This window comes from Salinarimonas rosea DSM 21201 (assembly GCF_000429045.1).
Taxonomy (GTDB): Bacteria; Pseudomonadota; Alphaproteobacteria; order Rhizobiales; family Beijerinckiaceae; genus Salinarimonas; species Salinarimonas rosea.
In genome coordinates, this window is sequence record NZ_KE386841.1 from 91,288 (window position 1) to 116,700 (window position 25,413).

The 25,413-nt window shown below is 71.6% G+C and carries 22 protein-coding genes; 10 read left to right on the forward strand and 12 right to left on the reverse strand.

The window, feature by feature from the left end; all coding sequences use genetic code 11:
- Positions 1-771 (forward strand): NUDIX hydrolase, encoded by a 771-nt coding sequence (locus tag G407_RS0121730; RefSeq protein ID WP_342418143.1) that lies wholly within the window; start codon positions 1-3, stop codon positions 769-771.
- Positions 768-1,946, forward strand: coding sequence for an MFS transporter (locus tag G407_RS0121735; protein WP_029032502.1), 1,179 nt, complete (start codon positions 768-770; stop codon positions 1,944-1,946). The genes G407_RS0121730 and G407_RS0121735 overlap by 4 nt, the downstream gene beginning before the upstream one ends.
- 12 nt (positions 1,947-1,958) lie before the next feature.
- On the opposite strand, the gene G407_RS0121740 is transcribed toward G407_RS0121735, so the two are convergent.
- From G407_RS0121740 to G407_RS0121760, 5 genes are all read right to left on the reverse strand, one after another.
- Positions 1,959-3,038: an alanine racemase gene (locus G407_RS0121740; protein ID WP_029032503.1), complete on the reverse strand. Its 1,080-nt coding sequence runs from the start codon at positions 3,036-3,038 to the stop codon at positions 1,959-1,961.
- A 94-nt stretch (positions 3,039-3,132) separates the two neighbouring features.
- Positions 3,133-4,788, reverse strand: coding sequence for a BCCT family transporter (locus tag G407_RS0121745; protein WP_052341730.1), 1,656 nt, complete (start codon positions 4,786-4,788; stop codon positions 3,133-3,135).
- A gap of 56 nt (positions 4,789-4,844) precedes the next feature.
- Positions 4,845-5,258: a universal stress protein gene (locus tag G407_RS0121750; RefSeq protein WP_029032505.1), complete on the reverse strand. Its 414-nt coding sequence runs from the start codon at positions 5,256-5,258 to the stop codon at positions 4,845-4,847.
- A gap of 342 nt (positions 5,259-5,600) precedes the next feature.
- A complete protein-coding gene (locus G407_RS0121755; RefSeq protein WP_029032506.1) occupies positions 5,601-6,545 on the reverse strand; it encodes a flagellin N-terminal helical domain-containing protein in 945 nt (314 codons plus the stop codon).
- Between the two features lie 176 nt (positions 6,546-6,721).
- On the reverse strand, positions 6,722-8,443 hold the full coding sequence (locus G407_RS0121760) for an AMP-binding protein (RefSeq protein WP_029032507.1): 1,722 nt from the start codon (positions 8,441-8,443) through the stop codon (positions 6,722-6,724).
- 195 nt (positions 8,444-8,638) lie between these two features.
- Here G407_RS0121760 and rnr point away from each other — a divergent pair, with 195 nt between their 5' ends.
- Both rnr and G407_RS29320 read left to right on the forward strand, forming a co-directional pair.
- Positions 8,639-11,029: a ribonuclease R gene (rnr, locus tag G407_RS29315; protein WP_084327721.1), complete on the forward strand. Its 2,391-nt coding sequence runs from the start codon at positions 8,639-8,641 to the stop codon at positions 11,027-11,029.
- Positions 11,030-11,109: 80 nt separating this feature from the next.
- Complete coding sequence (locus tag G407_RS29320; protein WP_043540341.1) at positions 11,110-11,700, forward strand: Uma2 family endonuclease; 591 nt, start codon at positions 11,110-11,112, stop codon at positions 11,698-11,700.
- A gap of 158 nt (positions 11,701-11,858) precedes the next feature.
- Here G407_RS29320 and G407_RS0121775 read toward each other — a convergent pair whose 3' ends face one another.
- Positions 11,859-13,748: an ABC-F family ATP-binding cassette domain-containing protein gene (locus G407_RS0121775; RefSeq protein ID WP_029032508.1), complete on the reverse strand. Its 1,890-nt coding sequence runs from the start codon at positions 13,746-13,748 to the stop codon at positions 11,859-11,861.
- A 165-nt stretch (positions 13,749-13,913) separates the two neighbouring features.
- On the opposite strand from G407_RS0121775, the gene G407_RS0121780 reads away from it, so the two are divergent.
- A complete protein-coding gene (locus G407_RS0121780; protein ID WP_029032509.1) occupies positions 13,914-14,141 on the forward strand; it encodes a hypothetical protein in 228 nt (75 codons plus the stop codon).
- On the opposite strand, the gene G407_RS0121785 is transcribed toward G407_RS0121780, so the two are convergent.
- On the reverse strand, positions 14,128-14,667 hold the full coding sequence (locus G407_RS0121785) for a DinB family protein (protein ID WP_425337521.1): 540 nt from the start codon (positions 14,665-14,667) through the stop codon (positions 14,128-14,130). The genes G407_RS0121780 and G407_RS0121785 overlap by 14 nt on opposite strands.
- Positions 14,668-14,861: 194 nt before the next feature.
- On the opposite strand from G407_RS0121785, the gene G407_RS29325 reads away from it, so the two are divergent.
- Entirely contained in the window at positions 14,862-15,872 is a 1,011-nt protein-coding gene (locus G407_RS29325) for a Gfo/Idh/MocA family protein (RefSeq protein WP_052341731.1), read from the forward strand.
- 41 nt (positions 15,873-15,913) lie between these two features.
- Positions 15,914-17,041: a DegT/DnrJ/EryC1/StrS family aminotransferase gene (locus G407_RS0121795; RefSeq protein WP_043540343.1), complete on the forward strand. Its 1,128-nt coding sequence runs from the start codon at positions 15,914-15,916 to the stop codon at positions 17,039-17,041.
- 116 nt (positions 17,042-17,157) lie between these two features.
- Here G407_RS0121795 and G407_RS0121800 read toward each other — a convergent pair whose 3' ends face one another.
- The 5 genes from G407_RS0121800 to G407_RS0121820 all read right to left on the reverse strand — a co-directional run bounded on the left by G407_RS0121800 (position 17,158) and on the right by G407_RS0121820 (position 21,962).
- Positions 17,158-17,868 (reverse strand): helix-turn-helix domain-containing protein, encoded by a 711-nt coding sequence (locus tag G407_RS0121800; protein ID WP_084327723.1) that lies wholly within the window; start codon positions 17,866-17,868, stop codon positions 17,158-17,160.
- Positions 17,869-18,068: 200 nt separating this feature from the next.
- Positions 18,069-18,407 (reverse strand): response regulator, encoded by a 339-nt coding sequence (locus G407_RS0121805; protein WP_029032513.1) that lies wholly within the window; start codon positions 18,405-18,407, stop codon positions 18,069-18,071.
- 357 nt (positions 18,408-18,764) lie between these two features.
- Complete coding sequence (locus tag G407_RS0121810; protein WP_029032514.1) at positions 18,765-19,382, reverse strand: response regulator transcription factor; 618 nt, start codon at positions 19,380-19,382, stop codon at positions 18,765-18,767.
- 15 nt (positions 19,383-19,397) lie between these two features.
- Complete coding sequence (locus tag G407_RS0121815; protein ID WP_029032515.1) at positions 19,398-20,564, reverse strand: two-component system sensor histidine kinase NtrB; 1,167 nt, start codon at positions 20,562-20,564, stop codon at positions 19,398-19,400.
- Positions 20,565-20,786: 222 nt separating this feature from the next.
- A complete protein-coding gene (locus tag G407_RS0121820; protein ID WP_029032516.1) occupies positions 20,787-21,962 on the reverse strand; it encodes a pyridoxal phosphate-dependent aminotransferase in 1,176 nt (391 codons plus the stop codon).
- A gap of 330 nt (positions 21,963-22,292) precedes the next feature.
- Here G407_RS0121820 and G407_RS0121825 point away from each other — a divergent pair, with 330 nt between their 5' ends.
- The 3 genes from G407_RS0121825 to G407_RS0121835 are packed head-to-tail and all read left to right on the forward strand — an operon-like array spanning position 22,293 to position 25,379.
- Positions 22,293-23,312: a thiamine pyrophosphate-dependent dehydrogenase E1 component subunit alpha gene (locus tag G407_RS0121825; RefSeq protein ID WP_029032517.1), complete on the forward strand. Its 1,020-nt coding sequence runs from the start codon at positions 22,293-22,295 to the stop codon at positions 23,310-23,312.
- Positions 23,313-23,331: 19 nt separating this feature from the next.
- Positions 23,332-24,324 carry an alpha-ketoacid dehydrogenase subunit beta gene (locus G407_RS0121830; protein WP_029032518.1) on the forward strand — a complete coding sequence of 331 codons (993 nt, stop codon included), beginning with the start codon at positions 23,332-23,334 and terminating at the stop codon, positions 24,322-24,324.
- Between the two features lie 26 nt (positions 24,325-24,350).
- Entirely contained in the window at positions 24,351-25,379 is a 1,029-nt protein-coding gene (locus G407_RS0121835) for a DctP family TRAP transporter solute-binding subunit (RefSeq protein ID WP_029032519.1), read from the forward strand.
- The last annotated feature ends 34 nt before the right edge of the window (positions 25,380-25,413 follow it).

Here is a 25,413-nt window from a genome sequence, read left to right on the forward strand (position 1 = left end):
GTGCGAGATACGGGTGACGAGAGCGTGGGCGAGGCCGGGACGGCGCTCGCGGAGCGCCTGACGAAGGCCGAGCGCGAGCAGAAATGGGCGAACCAGCGCCCGCGCGACGCCGCCACCCTGATCGTGATCGACACGTCGGGCCGCGTGCCGAAGCTGCTGATGGGGCGCCGGCACGATGGCCACAAGTTCATGCCGGGCAAGTTCGTCTTCCCCGGCGGGCGCATCGACGCGAGCGACCGCCGTATGGTCGCCGCCGGCATGCTCGACGACCGCACCGACGCCGCCCTCTCGGCGCGGGTGACGCGGCCCTCGTCCTCGCGCAACCGGGCGCTCGCGCTCGCCGCGATCCGCGAGACCTGGGAGGAGACCGGGCTCATGCTCGGTTCGAAGGACTACGGCCCGCCCGATCTCGAGATCGAGGGGCCGTGGGCGGACTTCGTGCGCGAGGGCGTCTTCCCCGAGCTCGACGTGCTCCAGTTCATCGCACGCGCGATCACCCCGCCGCGGCGCCCCAAGCGCTTCGACACGCGCTTCTTCGTCGTCGACCGCGCCGCGATCTGCCACGAGGTCGAGGGCGTGGTGGGCGAGAGCTCCGAGCTCGTGGAGCTGAAGTGGGTCTCGCTCGACGAGGCCCGGGCGCTCGACCTGCCGACCATCACCACCGTCGTCCTCGACGAGCTCGCCGCGCGGGTGGAGGCCGGGTTCTCGCCGATGCTGCCGGTGCCGTACTACCACATGGTCCGCGGCGTCTTCGTGCGCGAGGAGGTATGAGCGACGCCGCCCGGCCCGCGGAGGACAGCCGCCTCGACCGGCAGCGCGTCGCCTCGATCGCGGCCGCGATCGGCTGCATCAGCGCGGTGGGCGTCGGGCTGTCGCTGTCGATCCCGCTGCTCTCGCTCGAGATGGAGCGGATGGGCGTCTCGGGCATCGGCATCGGAGCGAACACGGCCGTCGCCGGTCTCGCCGCCGTGCTGTTCGTGCCCTTCGCGCCGCGGCTCGCCGCGCGTTTCGGGGTCTCGACGCTCTTGTGGGGCGCGGTGCTCGTCGCGGCGGTGACGATGATCGCGTTCAAGCTCTTCTTCTCGTTCGCCGCCTGGTTCCCGCTGCGCTTCGTCTTCTCCGCGGCGATCGGCTGCCTGTTCGTGCTCTCGGAGTACTGGATCAACGCGGTCGCGCCGCCGGGGCGCCGCGGGCTGGTAATGGGCATCTACGCCACCGTGCTGGCGCTCGGCTTCGCGGCCGGGCCCGCCGTGCTCGCCCTCGTCGGGACGAGCGGCTGGGCGCCCTACCTCGCGGGCGCGCTCCTCGTGTGCGTCGCCGCGCTGCCGCTGCTTCTGGCGCGCGGGCTGTCGCCGGCGATCGGGCACGGGCCGGCGCGCTCCGTCGTCTCGATGATCCTCGTCGCCCCCATCGCCACCATCGCCGCGCTCGTCTTCGGGGCGGTGGAGACGGGCGGCTTCGCGATCCTTCCGGTCTACGGCGTCGCGCTGGGCATGAGCGCGGAGGGCGCCGCCTTCCTGGTGAGCCTCGTCGCGCTCGGCAACGTCGCGCTCCAGATCCCGATCGGCATCGTCTCGGACAGGGTCGACCGGCGCCTCCTGCTCCTGGCCGCGGCGGTGGTCGGCGTCGCCGGCTCGCTCGCGATGCCGATCGTCGCCGGTTCGCCGATCCTGTTCGGTGCCGTGCTCTTCGTCTGGGGCGGCGTCGTCGGCGCGCTCTACACGGTCGGCCTCGCGCATCTCGGTGCGCGCTTCAGCGGGCCGGACCTCGCCTCGGCCAACGCCGCCTTCGTCATCCTCTACAATGTCGGCATGATGGTCGGCCCACCGGTCATCGGCGGCGGGCTCGACCTCGTGCGCCCGCACGGCTTCGCCTACGCCACGGCGCTGCTGTTCGCGGCCTATCTCGCGGTGGTCCTCGCCCGCATGGGCACGTCCCGCCGCTGAGCGGCGGGGCGGTCAGGCGAGGCGCCCGCGCGCCGCGACCGGGATCTCGCCGACGATCTCCTCGCCGCGCACCGCGACGTAGCGATCGTGCATGTTGACGGTGACGCAGACGTGGTTGGGCACGATGCGGACCACCTCGCCGACCGCGGGCGTGTCCGGGGAGGCGGAGAGATCCAGGAACCCGTGCTCCTCGGCGAAGCGGGCGATGCGCGCCCGCGGGTACTCGCGGAGGAGCCCGAACCCGTCGAGCCCGCCTCCGGTGTCGCTGGTGAGCGTCTTCGAGCCCGAATCGAGGATGCCGCGCGCGGGCGCGGCGCGGCTCACCACGGTGGCGACGACGTGGAGCGCGCAGTCCTCGAGCGCGGCGGCGCCGCAGGCCATCATCATGCGATCGTTGAAGATCGACGTGCCGGACCGGTGCTCGGTCGCGCCCCGGATGCGCCCGAGATTGCGCAGGTTCGGGGTGCCGCCGGTCGAGACGATCCGCGCCGCGAGGCCGTGGGCGGCGAGCCCCGCCAGCGTCGCGTCGAGGAAGGCCTGCGTCTGCGAAACCGCGTCCTCGGGCGCGTAGAGGAGCAGGCCCTCGAAGGCGAGCCCGTCGCGCCCGGCGATATCGCGCGCGAGCGTCACCGCCTCCTCGGGCGTCGTGACGCCGGCCCGCGCGCGGCCGGTGTCGCACTCGACGACGACGCCGAGCGGCCGCCCCGCGATCCGCCCCGCCTCCGGCAGGCCGGCGACGACGGTCGGATTGTCGGCGGCGACCGTCACGCGCGTGTCGCGCAGGAGCGCGCCGAGCCGCCCGACCTTGTCGGCGCCGAGGATGTTGTAGCTGATCAGGATGTCGTCGAGGCCCGCTTCCGCCATCACCTCGGCCTCGCCGAGCTTCTGGCAGGTGATGCCGCGCGCCCCCGCCTCGACCTGCATGCGCGCGAGGACCGGGCTCTTGTGGGTCTTGATATGCGGGCGGTTGGCGAGCCCGACGCGCTCGCAGGCCGCCTGCAGGCGGGCGATGTTCGCCGCGACCACGTCGAGATCGATCACGAGGGCGGGTGATCCGAATTCCCGGGCGATGCGGGCGGCGAGCATGGACATGGGGCGCTCCTGCGGCGGACGCCTCGTCGTAGCACAGGGGAGGGCGCGCGCACGATGGGCGCGCGCCGCCATGCCCGATGGGCCGATCGCACCCTCAGCGCGGCTCGCTCATCAGCCCCTTGACGATCGCGAAGCAGCCCAGCAGCAGCACGATCGTGAACGGGAAGCCCGTCGAGACCGCCATCGCCTGGAGCGCCGCCAGCCCGCCGCCGAGCAGGAGCGCGACGGCGATCAGGCCCTCGAAGACGGCCCAGAACACGCGCTGCGGCACGGGCGCGTTGACCTTGCCGCCCGCCGTGATGGTGTCGATCACCAGCGAGCCCGAATCCGACGAGGTCACGAAGAACACGATCACGAGCAGGATGCCGACGAAGGAGGTGATCTGCGTGAGCGGCAGGCCCTGGAGCATCTCGAACAGCTTGAGCTCGAGCGGCGCGTCCTGCACGGCGGTGATGCCCTGGCTGACGATCTGGTCGATCGCCGTGCCGCCGAAGGCCGTCATCCACAGGACGGACACGAGCGAGGGGATGATCAGCACGCAGGTGAGGAACTCGCGCACCGTGCGTCCGCGCGAGACCCGCGCGATGAACATGCCCACGAAGGGCGACCAGGAGATCCACCAGGCCCAGTAGAACGCCGTCCAGCCCTGGGAGAAGTTCGCGTCCTCGCGCCCGACCGGGTTCGACAGCGCCGGCAGGTACTCGACATAGGCCCACAGGTTCTGGAAGAAGCCGCCGAGGATGAGCACGGTCGGCCCGACCAGGATGACGAACCCGAGCAGCAGCGCCGCGAGCACCATGTTGATCTCGGAGAGCCGCTTCACGCCGGCGTCGAGGCCCGCCACGACCGAGATCAGCGCGACGCCCGTGATGGCGAGGATGAGCACCACCTTCGAGCCGTCGTTGTTCGGCAAGCCGAAGAGGAAGGCGAGCCCCGCATTCGCCTGCTCGGCGCCGAAGCCCAGCGAGGTCGCGAGCCCGAACAGCGTCGCGAGCACCGCGAGCACGTCGATGACGTGGCCGGTCCAGCCCCAGACCCGCTCCCCGAAGATCGGGTAGAAGATCGAGCGGATCGTGAGCGGCAGGCCCTTGTTGTAGGAGAACAGCGCCAGCGCCAGCGCGACGATGGCGTAGATCGCCCAGGGGTGGAGCGCCCAGTGGAAGATCGTGGCGGCCATGCCGAGCCGCACCGCCTCCGCCTGGTCTCCCGCCGCGCCGCCGAGCGGCGCCCAGTCGGTGCGCACGCCGGCCTCGGCGCTCACCCCGCCGATCGCGGTTGAATAGTGCGAGATCGGCTCGGAGACGCCGTAGAACATCAGCCCGATGCCCATGCCGGCGGCGAACAGCATGGCGAACCAGCCGATATAGGAATAGTCCGGCGTCGCCTCCTTGCCGCCGAGGCGCACGCGCCCGAGCGGGCTCGCGATCAGCACGAGGCACAGGATCACGAAGATGTTCGCCGCGCCGAGGAAGAACCAGGCGAGCGTCGATGTCAGGAAGTCGCGCAGGCCCGCGAAGAGCGGCTCGACACTGTTCTGGAAGGCGAGGGTCAGCACCACGAAGGCGACGATGGTCAGCCCCGAGATCAGGAAGACCGGGTTGTGGATGTCGAGCCCGAACGGGCCGACCTGGAGCTCGACGTTGTCTTGGCCGATCGTGTAATCGGTGTCGATCAGTGTCGTGGCGCCCTCCGGCGCCGGGATGGCGTCGATCCCGGACGGATCGGGTGCCCGCGTCGCGTCGTCGTCCATGGGATGTCCCCCCTCGCTGTTCGTCGTCCTGCCGGTCGCCTTCCCGCCTCGCGCGCTCAGCGCACCAGGAAGACCGAGATCGCGGTGTGGCTCGCGAGCCGCCCGCCGTGCGACGGCACGAGCGCGTCGCCGATGGTCGGCGCGTGCGAGGCCATCACGACGAGGTCCGCGCCGGTGTCCGCGACGGCCTTCAGGATGGTCTCGTCGATCTGCGTCGCGGGGTCGTGGGCGGTGTAGGCGCGCGCCTCGACCGCGACGCCGGTGGCCTGCGCCGTCTCCTCGGCGAACGCGGCGAGCTTGCGCGCGTATTCCTGCGGATTGTGCGCGATCGCGCTCGGCGCGGCTTCCGTCACGCCCACGAGGACGACGGGAATCGCCCAATGGCGCGCGAGATCGATCGCCGTATCGACGGCCTTGGCGAGCCGATCGCGATGCGCGAGATCGATCGGCGTGAGGATCTTGCGATACACTTCCGGCCCCTCCCCATGAGATGCGATGCACTCCGGACGGCCTGCCGCCGCGCGCGACAGCAACAGCCGCCGCCCGAGCCGCCTCCGCCCGCGGGAAAGCTACGGCAGATGAGGAGGCACTACAATGATGTTTGTGGGCTTTCATTCCGCGACCGAGGGGAATAGCCTCGCGCGCGGGCGCGCATGGCACGCCCAGTTGTACGAAATCGACCATCCCCGTCGCGAATCTTCGCGGTGCAGTCGCGCTTGCGCGGGCCCACGAACGGGAGAGCCCCGCTCCCGGAGGAGCGGGGCTCGAGGGTCCCCGAAGGGGACCGGTTCCCGAGACGCGGAAGCGCTCGATCAGCGGAACAGCGAGAGGATGTTCTGGCTGTTCGAGTTGGCGATCGAGAGCGCCTGGATGCCCAGCTGCTGCTGCACCTGGAGCGCCTGCAGGCGCGTCGACTCCGCGTTCATGTCGGCGTCCACGAGCTGGCCCACGCCGCGATCGATCGAGTCCTTGAGGCCCTTCACGAAGTCCTGCTGGAGACCGATGCGGTTCTTGATGGCGCCGAGGTTCGTGGCCGCGTCCGTGATGTCGGACAGGGCCGCGTCGACCAGGCCGATCAGCTGCTGCATGTCCGCCGCGATGTTGGCGTCGGCTGCAGCGGCGTTCACGTCCAGGTCGACTACGCTGGTGCCGGTCACCGAGGTGCCCGCGAGGGCGAACGCACCCGAGCGGTCCTGGTCGAGGATGCCCGCGGCGGCGGCGTTGGTGTCGACGAGCAGCGTGCCGGTGATCGCCACCGTGGTCGTCTCGAGGCTCACCGCGCCCGTGGCCGTGCGGGTGAAGGACGAGACGATCTCGCGGTTGGCGGAAGCGGCGGCATCGGTCGAGTCGAACGAGAGCCAGTTCTCGCCGTTGAAGACCGCCGAGGAGGCGATCGTGTTCAGCTGGTTCTGGAGCTCGGTGATCTCGCTCTGGATCTTGCCGCGATCGACGCCCGGCTGAGCCGCGGCGGTGATCTTCGACTTGATCTCGGAGACGACCTCGACCGTGGAGTTCAGCGCGGTGTACATGACGTCCACGGTGGCGGCGCCGAGGCCGAGGGCGTCCTGCACGGCGCTGAGCGCCTTGTTGTCCGAGCGCATCGTGGTCGCGATGGACCAGTACGCCGCGTTGTCGGCGGCGCTGGAGACCCGCTGGCCGGTGGAGATCCGGTTCTGCGTGACCTCCATCTTCTTGTTGGTGGAGGTCAGCGTCTGCAGCGCCGTCATCGCGGCGGAGTTGGTCAGAAGGCTCGACATGGTGATGTCCCTTTCGAGTGCGATTGAACGAGGGACATCCCGGGCTTGCACCGGGATGACGGAGCGGCGTCATGCCTCGGAGCCATCGGGTTCGGCTCCGTCCGTCATGGGAGGGAGCCTCGCGCGGCGAGCTTGCGCGAGGCTGGAGGCGCCGTCGGGCGCGGGAGGATCGCGGCTCAGCCGCCGGCCTTGTCGCCCAGCACCTCGTCGCGCAGCGCCCGGCGCAGCATCTTGCCGACGTTCGTCTTGGGCAGCGCCTCGCGAAAGTGGATGTGGCGGGGCACCTTGTAGCCGGTGAGGTTCGCCTTGCAGAAGGCGCGCAGCTCCTCCGCCGTGAGGCTCTCGTCGCGCTTGACGACATAGGCCGCCGGCACCTCGCCCGAATGCGAATCCGGCACGCCGATGACGGCCGCCTCCAGCACCTTCGGGTGGGAGGCGAGCACGTCCTCGACCTCGTTGGGATAGACGTTGAAGCCCGAGACCAGGATCATGTCCTTGATCCGGTCGACGATGCGCACCTGGCCGTCGGGCTGGAGCACGGCGATGTCGCCGGTGCGGAAGAAGCCGTCGGGCGTCATCACCTTGGCGGTCTCGTCCGGCCGGTTCCAGTAGCCGGCCATGACCTGCGGGCCGCGCACGCACAGCTCGCCCGTCTCGCCGTAGGGAAGGATCGCGCCGTCCGGCGAGAGGACCTGGACGTCCGTCGAGGGCAGGGGCAGGCCGATCGTGCCCGTGAACTCCTCGATGTCGAGCCGGTTCACGCACACGACCGGGGACGTCTCCGAGAGGCCGTAGCCCTCGACGATCGGCTTGCCGGTGAGCGTCTTCCAGCGCTTGGCGACGGCTGCCTGCGTCGCCATGCCCCCCGAGATGCAGAAGGCGAGATTGGAGAAGTCCACGTCTTCAATGCCGTCGGCGTTCGCGAGCGCGTTGTAGAGCGTGTTCACCAGCACCATCATGGTGAAGCGCTTGCCCTTCAACGTCTTGATGAAGCCGGGGATGTCGCGGGGGTTGGCGACGAGGATCTGCTTGGCGCCGAGCCGCACCATGAACAGGCCGCAGGCGGTGAGCGCGAGGATGTGGTAGAGCGGCAGCGCCGTCACCATCACGTGGTCGTCGCGACCGCCGGCATAGGGCCGCAGCCACGCCTCGGCCTGGAGCACGTTCGCCGCCACGTTGCGGTGGAGCAGCGTCGCGCCCTTGGCCACGCCGGTGGTGCCGCCGGTGTATTGCAGGAAGGCGACGTCGTCGAGGCCGATGTCGATGGGCGCCGGCGGCCGGGCGGCGCCCTCCTTCACCACCTGCGGGAAGCGCACCGCGCGCGGCAGCGAATAGGGCTTCACCGCCTTCTTCACCTTGCGCGAGACGAAATTGATCAGGTGCCCCTTCAGGCCCAGCAGGTCGCCCGGCGCGACGATCACGACGGTCTCCAGCGCGGCGAGCGCCGGCGCGGCCTCCTCCACCGTGGCGCCGAAGTTCTCCAGCACGAACAGCGCCTTCGCGCCCGAGTCGTTCAGCTGGTGCGTCAGCTCGCGGGCCGTGTAGAGGGGGTTGACGTTCACCACCGTGAAGCCGCCCGTGAGGATGCCGAACAGCACCGCCGGGTAGGCCATGACGTTCGGCATCATGATCGCGACGCGGTCGCCCTTCCTCAGCCCGCGGGACTGCAGCCAGGAGGCGACGGCGTCGGCGACGCGACCGAGCTCGGCATAGCTCATCTCCTTGCCGAAGCTCTCCAGCGCCGGGCGCGCGGCATAGCGCACGACGCCGTCGCGGAACAGGTCGGCCAGGGTGCCGGCGGCCTCGACGTCGATCGAGGGCGGCACCGCGGCCGGGTAGTGGGCGTGCCAGGGGCGCCCCTCGTCGAAGTGGGGAAGGGGTGCGGTGCTCGGTGCCACGGGCGTCCTCCTCGGCTCGTGCGATCCTTCGGATCGCGTGTTTTTAAATATGCGCAATCTCTTTAGTGCCACAACTTTCCGATTTGTCGAGCAGGCGCATCGAAAATCGCAGGGGCATCGTTTATATACAAGAGGAACCTGTTCTTAGCCGCCGCGGACGAAGCCGGCCCTCCACCTCCAGATGGATATCCAAGATTGCCGAAACGCAAGGATCGGATCGGGCCCTCCGACGTCCCGGGCCTTCCCTCCCGGGAGGCGGTCGTCGCCTTCGTGCGCGCCCAGCCGGGCAAGGTCGGCAAGCGCGAGATCGCGCGCGCCTTCGGGATCACGGGCGGCGACAAGATCTGGCTCAAGCAGCTGATCCGCGACCTCGAGGACGACGGGGTCATCGAGCGCCGCCGCAAGAGCCTCTTCAAGGCCGGCGCCCTGCCGCCGATGACGCTCGCGGACGTCGTCGCGCGCGACGCCGACGGCGAGCTGATCGCCACGCCCGCGGAATGGGACGCCGACACGCTCGGGCCGGCGCCGAAGATCCTCATCGAGCCGGCGCGCCGCTCGCGGCCGGGCCAGCCCGCGCCGGGGCTCAACGACCGGGTGCTCGTGCGCGTGCAGGAGACCGGGGACCCCGAGGGGCCGCCCTATGCGGGGCGCGTCGTCAAGGTGCTGGAGAAGAGCCGCGCACAGGTGCTCGGCATCTTCCGGCCGCTGCCGAGCGGCGGCGGGCGGCTCGTGCCCGTCGACAAGAAGGGGCAAGGGCGCGAGATCGCGATCCGGCCCGGCGACGAGGGCGACGCCCGCGAGGGCGACCTCGTCTCCGCGACGCTCACCTCGAGCCCGCGCGCCATCGTTCCGCTCGCCCGGGTGCGCGAACGGCTCGGCTCGGTCAAGTCCGAGAAGGCGGTGAGCCTGATCGCGCTCGTCGCCCACGGCATCCCCCACGTCTTTCCCAGGGGCGTGCTCGACGAGGCGGCGGGCATGGAGCCCGTGCGGCTCGATGCGGACGGCCGCGAGGGCACGCGTGAGGACACACGCGAGGACTGGCGCGATCTGCCGCTGGTCACGATCGACCCGCCCGACGCCAAGGACCACGACGACGCGGTCCATGCGCGGCCCGACGACGACCCCGGCAACGAAGGCGGCCACGTCCTCACCATCGCCATCGCCGACGTCGCCGCCTACGTCCGACCCGGCTCGGCGATGGACCGCGAGGCCCAGGTGCGCGGCAACTCGGTCTACTTTCCCGACCGGGTCGTGCCGATGCTGCCCGAGCGCATCTCGAACGACCTGTGCTCGCTGCGTCCGCACGAGGACCGCCCGGCGCTGGCGGTACGGATCACGGTGGGCCGGGACGGGCGCAAGATCCGGCACTCCTTCCACCGCATCGCCATGCGCTCGGCCGCGCGGCTCGCCTACGCGCAGGCGCAGGCCGCCATCGACGGCGCGCCCGACGAGACCACCGGCCCGCTGCTCGAGCCGGTGCTGCGCCCGCTCTGGGAGGCCTATGCTTGCGTCCTGAAGGCGCGCGAGGCGCGCGACCCGCTGGCGCTCGACCTGCCCGAGCGCAAGATCGTGCTGAAGCCCGACGGCACCGTCGACCGGGTCCTCACCCCCGAGCGGCTCGATGCGCACAAGCTCATCGAGGAGTTCATGATCCTCGCCAACGTCGCCGCGGCGGAGGCGCTGGAGAAGGCGAAGGTACCCTTCGTCTACCGCGCGCACGACGAGCCCTCGCTCGAGAAGATGCACGCGCTCGGCGAGGTGCTCGCCTCGATCGCGATGAAGCTGCCGAAGTCCGGCCCGGTGCGCGCGACGCTGTTCAACCGCGTCCTCCAGGCGGTCGACGGGATGGAGCACGAGACCTTCATCAACGAGGTGGTCCTGCGCACGCAGGCGCAGGCGGAGTACACCGCCGAGAACTACGGGCATTTCGGGCTCAACCTGCGCCGCTACGCGCATTTCACCTCGCCGATCCGGCGCTACGCGGACCTGATCGTCCACCGCGCGCTGATCCGCGCCCACGGCTTCGGGCCGGGTGGCCTGCCGGCGGAGACCGACGCGGGCGCGCTCGCGGAGATCGCCGCCCGGATCTCGGCGGCGGAGCGCCGGGCGATGGTGGCCGAGCGCGAGACGATCGACCGATTGATCGCCCACCACATGGCCGAGCACGTTGGCGAGACCTTCACGGGTCGCATCGCCGGCGTGACCAAGGCGGGGCTTTTCGTGAAGCTGGCGCAGACCGGCGCCGACGGCTTCGTCCCGGCCGCCACGATCGGCGCGGACTTCTACCGCTACGACGAGGGCACGCACGCTCTCGTCGGCGCGCGCACCGGGGAGACGTACCGCCTCGGCGACACCGTCGAGGTGAAGCTCGTCGAGGCGGCGCCCATCGCCGGCGCGCTGCGCTTCGAGCTGCTGTCGGAGGGCAGCGCCGGCACGCCGTCCGGCACGGGCCCCCGCGGCCGCAACGGCCTGCGCGACGGCGGCCCGCGGCGCTCGAAGGGGCCGAAGCAGAAGGGGTTTCGCGATCGGCCCGAGGGTGGGGCGAAGGGTGGGGCGACGAAGGTGAAGGTGAAGCGCAAGCGGTGAGGCGACGGGGCGGCGCGCTTCATCGGCGCACGCCGGCCGTGCTAGTGTCCGTGCGTGCCTCGCCCGAGGAGGATTCCGCCATGGCCGTCGCAGAGCCCGGACCGATGTCCGCCGACGCGTTCCTCGCCTGGCTCGCCGGCCGCAGCGAGCGCTGGGAGCTCGTCGACGGCGTCCCGGTCCGCATGATGGCCGGCGCCAAGCAAAGCCACGACGTCGCTGCGAGCAACATCCTGGTTGCGCTGGCGCCCGGTGCGAAGCGCAGGGGCTGCCGCGCCACGGCGAGCGACACCGCGGTTCGTACGGGACCCGTCAACGTGCGCTTTCCGGACGTCGTCGTGGATTGCGGCCCGCCCGACCCCGGCGCGCGCGAGGCGGCGGGGCCGACCCTCGTCGTCGAGGTCGCCTCGCCGGGGACGCTCGTCGTCGACCTCACCGACAAGCTCGACGAGTACCGGCGCGTCGAGGCGATCCGCCTCATCCTCCTCGTCGAGCCGGACGTCATCGCCGCCAAGCTGTGGCGTCGGGACGAGACGGGCGGCTGGGGGGCCGAGAAGTACGACGATCTCGACGCGCGCATTCCGCTCCCCGAGATCGGCGCGGAGCTGGCGCTGGCGGATGTCTACGATACGCTCGAGCCGACGCGGCGGCTGCGGGTGGTGGGAGAGGTCTGAGGGAGCCGGCGCGCGCGCTGCGAGGGTCGCTTCTTCCCCGGAGCGGGCGGTGGGGCCGTCCGACGGCGGGTCGCGCGCCGTCGCCGTCATTCCCACCCTTTCGCCTTCGGCTTCGGCCGTCGTCCACCGCCGCGGGGTGGTGCGGGCGCCCACCCGCCCTACGCGCCCGCCGCCTCGAGCTCCCCCGACACCGCGAGCCATTCCTCCTCGACCCGCGCGAGGGCGTCGGCGGCCTCCGCACGTTTCCTGGCGAGGTCGGCCGCCTTGGCCGGGTCCTTCTGGTAGGCGGTGCCGTCGGCGAGCGCGGCGTCGATCTTGCCGATGAGCTCGCCGAGCTTCTCGATCCGCCCCTCGAGTGCGTCGCGCTGCTTGCGCAGCGGCCCGAGCGCGACGCGCTTCTCGGCGGCGGCGCGGCGCTCGCCCGCCTTCTCGCCCCCCTTGTCCGACGCCTTCTCGCCCCCTTTGGCGGCATCCTTGGCGGGGTCGAGCCCGCCGGAGAGGACGAGCCGGCGGTAGTCGTCCATGTCCCCGTCGAAGGGCTTCACCGTGCCGTCGGACACGAGCCAGAGCCGGTCGGCGCAGGCCTCGATCAGGAAGCGGTCGTGGCTGACGATGACGACCGCGCCCTCGTAGTCGTTGATCGCCTCCACCAGCGCCTGGCGCGATTCGATGTCGAGGTGGTTCGTCGGCTCGTCGAGGATGAGGAGATGGGGGCCGTCGAACGCCGCGAGCCCCATCAGCAGGCGCGCCTTCTCGCCGCCCGAGAGCTTCGAGATCGGCGTGTCCGCCTTCGGCCCCGAGAATCCGAAGCGGGCGCAGCGGGCGCGGATCTTCGCCTCCGGCGCGTCCCTCATGCGCTCGGCGACATGGCCGTAGGGCGTGTCGGCGAGGCGCAGCTCGTCGAGCTGGTGCTGGGCGAAATAGGCGACCTCGAGCTTGGGCGAGGCGACGACGTCGCCGGTAAGCGGGGGAAGCCGCCGGCCGATCAGCTTGCAGAACGTGGACTTGCCGTTGCCGTTGGCGCCGAGCAGCGCGATGCGGTCGTCCGGCAGCAGCGCCAGGTCGAGCCGCTTGAGCACCGTGCGCTCGCCGTAGCCGGCGCTGGCGCGATCGACCCGCACGAGGGGCGGGGACAGCGGGCGGCCGGGGCTCGGCAGGTCGAAGGGCAGCGTCTCGTCCTCGACCACGTTCGCGATCGGCGTCATCTTCTCGAGCCGCTTCAGGCGCGACTGCGCCTGGCGCGCCTTCGAGGCCTTGGCGCGGAAGCGGTCGACGAAGGCCTGCAGGTGCTTGGCCTCCTCTTCCTGCTTCGCCTTCGCCTTCATCTGCAGCAGCGCCTTCTCGGCCCGCTGGCGGGCGAAGGAGGTGTAGCCGCCGCGGTAGATCGCGAGCTTGCCGCGGTCGAGGTGGAGGATGTGGTCGACCGCCTCGTCGAGCAGCTCGCGATCGTGGCTGATGACGAGCACGGTGTGCGGATAGCGCGCGAGATAGTCGTAGAGCCACAGCGTGCCCTCGAGGTCGAGGTAGTTCGTCGGCTCGTCGAGCAGCAGCAGGTCCGGCTCGGTGAAGAGCACCGCGGCGAGCGCCACGCGCATGCGCCAGCCGCCGGAGAAGTCCGAGCAGGGCCGCGCCTGCGCGGCGGTGTCGAAGCCGAGCCCGTGCAGGATCGTCGCGGCGCGCGCCGGCGCGGCGTGGGCGCCGATGTCGGTGAGCCGCGTCTCGATCTCGGCCCGGCGCATGCCGTCGGCGTGCTCGGCCTCGGCGAGGAGGCGGGCGCGCTCGGTGTCGGCGGCGAGGACCACCTCGAGCAGGCTCTCGGGCCCGCCCGGTGCCTCCTGCGCCGCCGTGCCGATGCGCACGCCCCTGGGCATGCCGATCGTGCCGCCCTCGGGCGCGATCTCGCCCATGAGGATGCGGAAGAGGGTGGTCTTGCCCGCCCCGTTGCGCCCGACGATGCCCACCCGCGCCCCGTCGGGCACGGCGAAGGACGCGTGGTCGATGAGGACGCGCTCGCCCAGGCGGTAGGTGAGGTCGTTGACGTGCAGCATGCGCCCTATCTCCCCCACGTGCCCGCCGTTGACAAGCGCTGTGGAAAGCGGGGAGGGATTCACCGGCGGGTGATCATCGTCATGGTCTTGCCGCAATGACGCCCTCGCGGCGACGCGATGGCGGGGCGAAATGGAACCCAACCAGGTGATTCGCGTTTCCCCGCCATGTCCGAGATAGCGCACCGCTTCTGCAAGCATGCCACGATCGTCGCCGTGATCACCCTGATCGCGGGGATCGCCGTCGCGCTCGACGCGATCGGCTCGGCCCGCGCCTGCCCACGGCTCGCCGAGGTGGCCCGGACGTGCGGGCCGGAGATGCTCTCGGATCCGTTGTCCTGGCCGGCCGCGTCGCGCGCGCCGCAGCCGGCGGAGATCCTGTTCAGGCGGGGCTGAGCGGCGCGATCGAGGCGCCGCCGCGGCCGCTCTCGCGCTGGAATGCGATCAGGTCGAACGATGGCGCCGTGCCCGTGAGCCGCGTGAGCAGAGCATGCGCCTGCCCCCTGTGATGAGTCTGATGGTTGAAGAAGTGGTCGAGCGCCGGCGCCAGCGGCTGGGTGACGAGGCTCGGGTTCACGATCGTCCGGTACGAGAAGGTGCGGGCGAGCGCCGCTGCGTCGAGCCCCTCGACGAAGGCGACGATGCGCGCGTCCATCGCCTCACGGGCGGCGCGCAGGGCCGGCAGGTCGTCGTGGAGGACCGCGTCGAGCGCCGGCGGCCGCGTGCCGTCGCCCGTGAAGCGCGCCATCCAGATCGTGTCGCCGACGAGAATGTGGTTCATCGTGCGATGCAGCGAGCCGAAGAAGGCGCGCTCGTCGGACCGATAGGCGTCGTCGGGGAGCGCCGCGGCGGCATCGTAGAGGCGGCCGTTGGCCCAGGCATTGTAGGCCGCCAGGTCGCGATAACGGTCTTCGATCTTCATCGGTCTCATCCCTGCTTCCGAAGGTTGCCGATACGCACGCCGTGCTGCGGCGAGGGGTCGCCCACGTCATGCACGGCCCGACCCGCAGCGGCACGCCGAGCGTATGGCACCTCGGGCGAAGATGCGCTACACGCGGGGACGATCACGTGCGGGCCCCGCCCACCCGAGCGGGGCGCGCGGCTGGAAAGGACTTCATGGACGCGCAGAACCAGAAGCCGCGTATCGCCGTCATCGGCTGCGGTGCGTGGGGACGCAACATCGCGCGCTGCTTCGCCGGCCTCGGCGTGCTGGAGGCGGTGGTCGATCCGAACCCGCAGACGGTGGAATCGCTGACGGCGCTGTTCGGCTGCCGGGGAGCGACGCTGGACGAGGTGCTCGCCGACCCCGGTATCGGGGCGCTCGCCATCGCGACGCCGCCCTCGCTCCACCGGGAGGTGGCGCTCGCCGCGATCGCGGCGGGCAAGCACGTCTACATCGAGAAGCCGCTGACGCTGAACTATCCCGACGCGCTCGCCGTCGTGGAGGCGGCGCGGGCGGCGGGCCGGATCCTGATGACCGGCCACATCCTGCAGTTCCACAACGGCTTCCGCGCGCTCAAGCACCTCGTCTCGTCGGGGCGGCTCGGCGAGGTCAAGCGCGTCCACGCCAACCGGCTGAACCTCGGCGCGGTGCGCAAGGAGGAGGACGCCCTGTGGTGCCTCGCCCCGCACGACGTCTCGATGACGCTCGGGCTGATGGGCGGGCGTCCCGAGACCGTCGAGGCTTTCGGCGAGGGGCACCTGCGCAAGGACACGGCGGACGCGGTGACGATGCGGCTCGGCTTCCCCGGCGGGGCGCAGGCGATGATCCACGTCTCCTGGCTCCATCCGTTCAAGGAGCATCGCCTCTCCGTCATCGGCTCGCAGGCCATGGCCGTGTTCGACGATTGCCTGCCGTGGGACAAGAAGGTGCAGATCTACCCGCACCAGATCTCCCTCGACAACGGCGCGCCCACGGTCGTGCGCGCCGATCCGGTGCCCGTGGCGATCGAGCAGTCCGAGCCGCTCATGGCGGAGTGCGCGCATTTCCTCGAGTGCTGCGGCTCCGGCACCGAGCCGATCACCGGCGCGACCGAGGCGCTCGCGGTCATGGACGTGCTCCACCGCGCCGCCCTATCGATGACCGATCACCAGGCGCACGCCGCGCCCGCGCGCGCCAGCGCCTGAGCGCCCCTCCCGAGCCGCATCCCTTCCGAGCCGCACCCCAGATGACCAAACCCATCCCCTTCATCGACCTGCCGGCGCAGCGTCGCCGGCTCGGGCCCGCGCTCGACGAGGCGGTCCGGCGCGTCATGGACCATTGCGGCTTCATCCTCGGGCGCGAGGTCGAGGTGTTCGAGGAGGCGCTGCGCGCCTTCACCGGCGCGCGCTTCGCGATCGGGGTCGGGAGCGGCACCGACGCGCTCGCCCTCGTGCTGATGGCGAGGGGCGTGCGCCCGGGCGACGCGATCCTGGTGCCCGCCTTCACCTTCGCCGCGACCGCCGAGGTCGTCGTCTGGCTCGGCGCCACGCCGATCTTCTGCGACGTCGACGAGGAGAGCTTCAATCTCTCCCCCGACAGCCTCGAGCGCGGCATCGAGACGGCTCGCGCGCTGAAGCTGCGTCCGGTGGGCGTGATCTCGGTCGACCTCTACGGCCGCCCGGCGGACTACGACCGGATCGAGCCCATCGTCGCGCGCGAGGGGCTGTGGCTGCTGTCGGACGCCGCGCAGAGCTTCGGCACGTCCTACAAGGGCCGCACGGTGGGCACGATCGGGCTCGCCACGGCGACGAGCTTCTTCCCCTCCAAGCCCTTCGGCGCCTACGGCGATGCCGGCGCGGTCTTCACCGAGGACGCCGATCTCGCGCGCACCATCCTGTCCATGCGCATGCACGGCATGGGCGCCGCCGCCTACGATCACGTCGAGATCGGCATGAACGGGCGCATCGACGCGATGCAGGCGGCGATCCTCGTCGAGAAGCTGAAGATCTTCCCCGACGAGGTCGAGGCCCGCCGGCGCATCGCCGCCCGCTACAACGCCGCGCTCGGCGACGTCGCGCGCACGCCGGCGATCTCGGAGGAGGAGCCGTCGGTCTGGGCGCAGTACACGCTGCGGCTCGACCCGGCGCGCCGCGACGCCTTCCGCGCGGCGCTGCAGGAGCGCGGCGTGCCGACCGCCGTGCACTATCCCAAGCCCCTCAACCAGCAGCCCGCCTACGCCCGCTACCCGAGCGCCGGAAACGGCGTGCCGGTCTCCGACCGCCTCTCCCGCGAGGTGGTGAGCCTGCCGATGCACGCCTACCTCGACGAGCAGACGCAGGATCGCATCGTCGAGGCCGTGCGCGCCGCGCTCTGAGGCGGCGGGCTCACGGGCCTCGAACGAAGAAAGGCCGCCTCTCGCGAGGCGGCCGTCGAGGTGGGGAAGGGCGTCGGCGCTTCCCTGGGAGGAACTGGTGCGGCCGGGTTCTCGCCTCAGTGCGAGCCGGTGAGGCGGCACAGGCGGCAGACGTCGCCGATGTCGACGCGATCCTGCCGGTCGTAGGCGATGATCCCGGACCGGCGCAGCGCCGAGAAGGCGCGGCTGACGGTCTCGATCGTCAGGCCGAGATAATCCGCGATCTCCTGGCGCGTCATGGCGAGGTCGACGCGGGTGTCGCCGTCGCCCGGCTTCGGGCCGGCGCAGGCGAAGCCGCCGCGATTGGGCACGAGGCGCATGATGAAGGTGGCGACCCGCTCCTGCGCGGACTTGCGGCCGAGCAGCAGCGCGTGGTCGTGCAGCGCGCACATCTGCTGGCGCAGCCGGGCGAAGAGGCGGTCGCGCAGCGGCGCGTCGGAGTCGATGGAGCGCTTGTCGTAGGCCACGAGGCGCACGTCCGTCAGCGCCTCCGCCGCGACGTCGGACACGTCCGTCGCCGAGAGCCCGAAGACGTCGCCGACGCCGAGCACCTCGATGATCTGGCGCCGCCCGTCGGGCAGGAGCTTGAACAGGATCACGCCGCCCTCGAGCACCTCGTAGACCGAGGTGGCGGTGTCGCCCTCGTCGAGGATGAGCGCGCGGTGGTGGAAGGCGTAGAGCTTGCCCTTCTCCGGCTTCTCGGCCGCACGGTCGCCGACGAAGCGCAGGCTCCAGCCGGAATCGAACTTCGCATTGGAGAAATCGGAGCGTTCTTGGCGCGCATCCATGTGACAGATCCTAGAAGGGGTGCCCGGGGGAACGGAGCGTCGTCGATGGGCCGAGGATTACGGCGCGCGCCTTTTCCGCGCATCGGGACATGTGCTTAAGCACGATGCCGTCGGGAAAAGCACGCGTGCGCATTTTACCGCAGGAGAGGGCCCGGTTCTTCGTTCGTTCGGAGCCGATCGCCGCGAAGGGCGCGATTCCCTCACAGATAGGCCGCTATCGCGTCCGCCTCGAGCGGCTTGCGCAGCAGCGGCGTCGACGGCAGCTCGCGCAGCATGGCGTCGATGTCCGCCCGCGGCTTCCCGGAGATCGCGACGACCCGCGGCGCGCGCGCCTGGGTCGCGAGCCAGCGGATCACGTCCGAGCCCGAGATGCCGGGCAGGCCGAGGTCGACGAAGACGATGTCGCTCGGGCCCGGAGGGCCCGCGCGCAGGAAGCTCTCGCCGTCCGCGTAGGCGCGGGCGGCGAAGCCGAAGGCGGACACGAGCTCCGTGAGCGCGTCGCGTACGCCGAAGTCGTCTTCGACGATGTGAATCCTCACAGGGGGCCTCTCGCCTTCGGGCGCCATTCCACGCAACGTCCCAGTCCGAATACCCGCTTCATGTCGAAAGTGCCTTGATCGCTATCAAGTAAGCAGTTTCCCGTCGCGACGGCGGGGCGGATGCGGGGTAGGGCGCGACTATGCGCGCGGGTGCGGCCCGTGCTCAACCGCGCACAAGCACGTACGCCCGCGTATTCCCTAGAGGAAGTCGCGGGACGGTCACGCTGCCGATCGAAAGGGTGCCCCGTCGCGCGTCCCGCGCGTCGACACGCCGTCGAGACGGTTCGTCACGGACGGGGATGCCCGCCGGGGAGGCGTAGCCCTACCGGGGTGCCGCACCGGGCGGGGAGAGCGCCCTCAGCCCCCCGCGCTCTCGGTGAAGACGATGCGCACGAGATCCGCCGTGTTGCGGGCGCCGAGCTTCTCCATGATGCGGGCGCGGTGGACCTCGATCGTGCGGGGGCTGATGCCGAGCTCGCGGCCCGCCTCCTTGTTGGAGGCGCCGTGGGCGATCTGCTCGAGGACGTCGCGCTCGCGCGGGGTGAGCAACTCGGCGCCGTTGAAGCGGATGCCGAGCTTGGAGCTCGCCTGCGCCGCCTTGCGGCGCTTGGCGACGGCCTCGCGCACGCGGGAGATCACCTCGTCGGCGTCGAAGGGCTTCTCCAGGAAGTCGTGCGCGCCGGCCTTGATGGCGGTGACAGCCATGGGGATGTCGCCCTGGCCGGAGATGATGAAGATCGGCGCGGGATAGGAATGGCCGCCCAGCGCTTCCAGCACCTCGAGCCCGGAGCGGCCCGGCATGTGGACGTCGAGCAGGAGGCAGTCGAGGCGTCCGCGCTTGGCGTCGGCGAGGAAGGTGTCCCCGTCGGAATAGGCGCGCACGCGCCAGCCCTCGAGATCGAAGATCGTCACCAGCGAATCACGCACCGCGGGGTCGTCGTCCACCACGGCGATCTCGAGTGTCTCGTCGCTCATCGTCTGCCCCACTCCTCAGTCGGCCCTGGTCTCGCCGGGCTCGTCGTCTTCGGTGCGTTCCTCGTCCTGCGGCCGGAGCGGCAGCCGCACCACGAACCGCGCGCCGCGCCCCTCCCCGCCGGGATCGACCGACAGGTCTCCCCCGTGATTCTGTGCGATCGTGCGGGAGATCGCGAGCCCGAGGCCCATGCCGCTGCGCTTGCCGGTCTTGAACGCCTGGAACAGGTCGGTGAGGACCTCCCGGGGAATGCCGGGGCCGCTGTCCTCGATGGCGACGAGCGCGTGCCGATCGTCCTGGCTCGTCGAGACCACGATGCGCCCGCCGCGCCGGCCCTTCACCGCCTCGTAGGCGTTGCGCACGAGGTTGACGACCACCTGCTGGATCTGCACCGGGTCGATCCGCAGGGTCGGCAGGCCGGCCTGGTAGTCCCGCACGATCGTGACGTTGCGGTCCTGGCCGATGATCGTGAGATCGACGGCGTCGTCCACGATCGTGTTGAGCTCGACCTCCTTGCGCTCGGGCGCGCGCTTCTCGACGAGCGAGCGGATGCGCTGGATGATCGAGCCCGCGCGATGCGCCTCGCGCCGCGCCTTCTCGAGGATCGCGTCGGCGCGGGCGTCGGCCTCCGCCGTGTGGCCCATCTCCTTGGCGCGGGCGAACTCGCGGCCCACGGCCTGGAGGTAGAGCATGATCGCGGTGAGCGGCTGGTTGAGCTCGTGGGCGAGCGCCGAGCCCATCTCGTCGAGCGCCGAGACGCGGGCGAGGCGGATCAGGTCCGCCTGCAGCTCGTTGAGCCGCCGCTCGGCGTCCTTGCGCGAGGTCAGGTCGCGCAAGATGCCGACGAACTGGCGCCCGTCCGGCGTCGGCGCCTCGCCCACCGAGAGGTCGATCGGGAACAGCGTGCCGTCGCGGTGGCGGGCGCGCACCTCGCGCCCGATACCGATGATCCGGCGGTGGCCGGTGCGCATGTAGCCCTCGACGTAGGCGTCGTGGTCGGCCGCGTGCTCGGGCGGCATCAGCATCGCCACGTTGCGGCCGACGACCTCCTCGGCCGCGAAGCCGAACATGCGCTCGCAGGCGCGGTTGAAGATCATGATCCGGGCCTGCTCGTCGATGACGATGATGCCGTCGACGGCCGTGTTCAGGATGCTCGCCCAGCGCGCGTCGGAAACCGAACCCAAGCCGGGATGCCCGCCCGGATCGACGTCTGCGCGTATTGCCGGTTGCTCCCCAGCCTGGCCGTCACCGCCACCGGTCGTGCTCTGGTGCATGGCCTCCCCCGGTTGGCCCCTGCCCCGGGCCGCTCGGTGTATGCAGTAGGGTGAAGGTAACGGCTGGAACCGCCCGGATGCAAGACAAACCTCCGGAATAATGCGTACGGGCTGGGGAGAGCCCGCGGCCTGCTACCCGCGCAGCACCGGCACGAGCCGCTCCATGGCCGTGACGAGGTCGGTATCCTTGCGTGCGAAGCACAGCCGCAGGCCGCCCTCGCCGCTCGCACCGAAGGCGCTGCCGGGGGCGAGGCCGACATTCGCCTCGTCGATCACGCGCCGGGCGAGGGCGGCGGATTCGGTGCCGGGCAAGGCGAAGAAGGCGTAGAAGGCACCCGGCGGCGGGGCGAAGCGCACGGTGTTGAGCGGCGCGAGCGCGTCGGCCACGATCTCGCGCCCGCGCTTGGCGCGCGCGATCTGGTGGGCGACGAAGCCCTCGCCGTGGTCGAGCGCGGCGATGGCCCCGCGCTGGACGAAGACGGGCGAGCCGGAGGACGAGAACTGCACCAGGTTCTCGATCGTGCGGCCGAGCTCGGCGGGCGCCTCCAGCCAGCCGATTCGCCAGCCGGTCATGGCGTAGTTCTTCGACAGCGTCTGCACGAACAGGATCTTCTCGTCCGCGCGCATCACGTCGTGGAACGAGGCCGCGCGGGTGCCGACCGCCACGCGCTCGTCCCAGACGAATCGCTGGTAGATCTCGTCGGCGACGATCCACAGGTCGCGGGCGCGGGCGATCTCCAGGATGGCGGCGAGCTCCGCACGGGTCGCGGTCCAGCCGGTGGGGTTCGCCGGCGAGTTGACGACGAGTGCCGTCGTGCGCGGGCCGATCGCCGCCTCGAGCGCACCGAGGTCGAGCGAGAAGCCGATCTCGCTCGGCTCGAGCGCCACCTCGACCACGCTCGCACCGTTCGCGGTCAGCGCGCCGCGGAAGTTCGGCCAGGCGGGCGTCGGGACGATCACCTCGTCGCCGGCGCCCGCGACGAGCCGCATGGCGATCTCGACCGCGTGCATGCCGCCTGCCGTGACGAAGAAGCGCTCGGGCGAGATCTCCTTGCCGAGCAGGGCCCCCTGGCGCCGCGCGATCGCCTCCCGCAGCTCCGGGATGCCGCGCTGGTGGGTGTAGAACGTCTCGCCCGCGGCGAGCGAGCGCGTCGCCGCCTCCGCGATGAAGGGCGGCGTCGGCAGGTCGCCCTCGCCGACCCACAGCGGGATCAGGCCGGGGCGGCCGCGGCCGTAATTGACGGTGTCGACGATGCCGCTCGCGGGGGTGGCCCCGGCCTCCGGGCGGATCCAGTAGTGCTTCGTCATCGGGTGTCCGTGGTTCGTCGGGATGCGGTTCGTCGGAAATGCGGACCGGCGGGATGCGCGTGGAGGCTATCCTACAGGATCGCGCGCGCGCCGGGGATGCAATTTCTCGCAGACGCCGGAGGGCCTTGCCCGCCGCGCACGAACAGCGCTACGCTCGCGAAACGTCGCCCGCAAGAGGCGATCGCGGAGCGCCCGCCTCGCCGCGGCGCGCCCGACGCGAAACGGGAGGAACGGCATGGGCGGGGCGACGCGGGTCGCCGGGCCGCGCGGCGTCCGCCGCTCGGCTCGCGCCGAGGAATCGGTTGGGAGATCGACCGCGGGAGCGGGGGCGTGAGCCCCGCCTCGGACGAGGCGCGCCCGCCGGCGCGCAACCTCGACCGGGAGCGGCTCACCGCGCATCTGGACACGATGTGGCGCATCCGCGCCTTCGAGGAGGCGGCGCTGCGCGGGCTCTCCGAGGGGCTGGTCCGCGGAGCGATCCATCCCTCGATCGGCCAGGAGGCGGTCGCCGCCGCGGTGTGCCTCAACCTCGCGCGCAGCGATCTCATCCTCTCGACCCATCGCGGCCACGGCCACACGCTCGCCAAGGGCGCCGACGCCCGCGCCATGATGCGCGAGCTCCTCGGCCGCGCCGGCGGCACCTGCGGCGGCAAGGGCGGCTCGATGCACATCGCCGACTTCTCCGTGGGCATGCTCGGCGCGAACGGCGTGGTGGGCGCCAACATCCCCATCGCGGTCGGCGCCGCGCACGCCGTCGCACTGCGCGGCGGGCCCGAGATCGTGGCGTGCTTCTTCGGGGACGGCGCGATCAACCGCGGGCCGTTCCTCGAGGGGCTCAACTGGGCGAAGATCTTCCGCCTGCCCGTCCTGTTCGTGTGCGAGGACAATGCCTGGTCGGCGACGACGCGCACGGCGGACCTCACGGCGGGGGAGGGGGCCGCGGCGCGCGCGCGGAGCCTCGGCATCCCCGCGCAGATCCTCGACGGCAACGACGCGATCGGGCTCGACGCCGCCGCGCGCGACGCCATCGCCGCGGTGCGGGCGGGGGAGGGGCCGCGTCTCCTGCACGTGCGCACCTATCGCATGACCGGGCATACGGCGGCGGACGCCGCCGGCTACCGCGACGCCGCCGAGGTCGAGGCCTGGCGCGCCCGCGACCCGATCGCGCGGCTCGCCGCGGCGCTCGCCGAGGCGGGCGTCGATCCCGCCCGGCTCGAGGCGTCGCGCACCGAGGCCGCGGCGGAGATGGCGGACGTGCTGGACGATGCGCGGGCGGCCCCCTGGCCCGACCTCGCCGCCGCCTTCGCCGACGTGCAGGACGTCGGCGACCCCGCCGAGCGCGCGTACTGAGATGGAGGCGGGCGGAGAGATGGCGACGACGACCTACCTCGCGGCCTCGACCCGCGCGCTCGCCGAGGAGATGGAACGCGATCCGTCCGTCTGGGCGCTCGGCGAGGACCTCGGCCGGGGCGGCGTGTTCGGGCAGTACAAAGGCCTGCAGGCGCGCTTCGGCGCCGCCCGCATCGCCGACACGCCGATCTCGGAGGCCTGCATCATGGGCGCCGCCGTCGGCGCGGCGATGGCGGGCACGCGGCCCGTGGTCGAGATGCGCTTCTCGGACTTCGCCCTGTGCGCCACCGACGAGCTGGTCAACCAGGCGGCGAAGGCGCGCTTCATGTTCGGCGGGCAGGCGACGGTGCCCCTCGTGGCACGCCAGCCGATCGGCATGTGGCGCTCCTCCGCCGCGCAGCATTCGCAGTCGCTCGAGGCCTGGTACGCCCACGTGCCCGGCCTCGTCGTCGTGGCGCCCGCGACGCCCGCGGACAATCTCGGGCTCCTCAAGAGCGCGATCCGCGCCGACGACCCGGTCGTCTACCTCGAGCACAAGGACCTGTGGGCGGCGGAGGGGGATGTGCCGGACGGCGAGCACCTGGTGCCGCTCGGCGTCGCCGACGTCGCGCGCGCGGGGCGCGACGTGACGATCGTGACGTGGTCCGCCATGCGCCGCACCAGCCTCGCCGCGACCGAGACGCTGGCGGGGGAGGGCGTCGAGGCGGAGGTGATCGACCTGCGCACGCTCTGGCCCTGGGACCGCGACGCGGTCCTCGCCTCCGTGGAGCGGACCGGGCGCCTCCTCGTCGTGCACGAGGCGGTCACGGTCGCCGGCTTCGGCGCGGAGATCGCCGCCTTCGTCGCCGAGCACCTGCATCATCGCCTGCGAGCGCCGGTCCGCCGCCTCGGCGCGCCGCGCATCCCCATCGCCTACGCGCCGCCGCTCGAGAATGCGGCGCGCGTGACGCCGGACGCGATCGCCGCGGCGGCCCGAGCCATGCTCGCGCCCGCCGCGGCGCGCGCGTCGTGAGGAAACGACAACAGGGAGGAACGACAATGCGCATCTGGAAGCCGCTCGCCGTGCTCGCCGCGGCCGCCGCCCTCGTCCTGCCGCTCGCCGGCGGGTCGATGGCGCAGGACTACAAGGACGAGTACCGCGTCTCCACCGTGGTGCCGCCGCCCTTCCCCTGGGGCATCGCGGCGCAGCGCTGGGCCGACCTCGTCGCCGAGCGCACCGACGGGCGGATCGTCATGAAGCTCTACCCCGGCGCGCAGCTCGTCCAGGGCGAGCAGACCCGCGAGTTCACGGCCATGCGCCGGGGCATCATCGACATGGCGGTGGGCTCGACCATCAACTGGTCGCCGCAGATCCCCGAGATGAACGTCTTCGCGCTGCCCTTCCTGATGCCGGACTACGCCGCGCTCGACGCGCTCACCCAGGGCCCCGTCGGCGAGCGCATCTTCGAGCTGATCGAGGAGAACGGCGTCGTGCCACTCGCCTGGGCCGAGAACGGCTTTCGCGAGGTGACGAACTCCCAGCGCCCGATCCGCACGCCCGCCGACATGCAGGGCCTGAAGATGCGCGTGGTCGGCTCGCCGATCTTCAACGACATCTTCACGGCGCTCGGCGCCAACCCGACGCAGATGTCCTGGGCCGACGCCCAGCCGGCGCTGACCACCGGTGCGGTCGACGGGCAGGAGAACCCGCTGACCATCTACACCGTGCTGAAGATGCACGAGCTCGGGCAGACGAACGTGACGCTCTGGCGCTACGTGGCCGATCCGCTGATCTTCGCCGTCAACCAGGAGGTCTGGAACAGCTTCACGCCCGAGGACCAGGAGATCGTCCGGCAGGCCGCGCTCGATGCGGGCGCGCACGGCATCGAGGTGGCGCGCAAGGGCCTCACCGAGGGCGACCAGAGCCTGGTCGAGGAGATCGAGGGCTACGGCGTCACCGTGGTGCGCCTCGGCGACGAGGAGCGCCAGGCCTTCGTCGACGCGACGCGGCCGGTCTACGAGCAGTGGAAGGAGCAGATCGGCGCCGACCTCGTGCGGACGGCCGAGGAATCGATCGCCAACCGGTGATCCCGAGCCGGCGCGGCGGCCCCGTCCTTCCCCT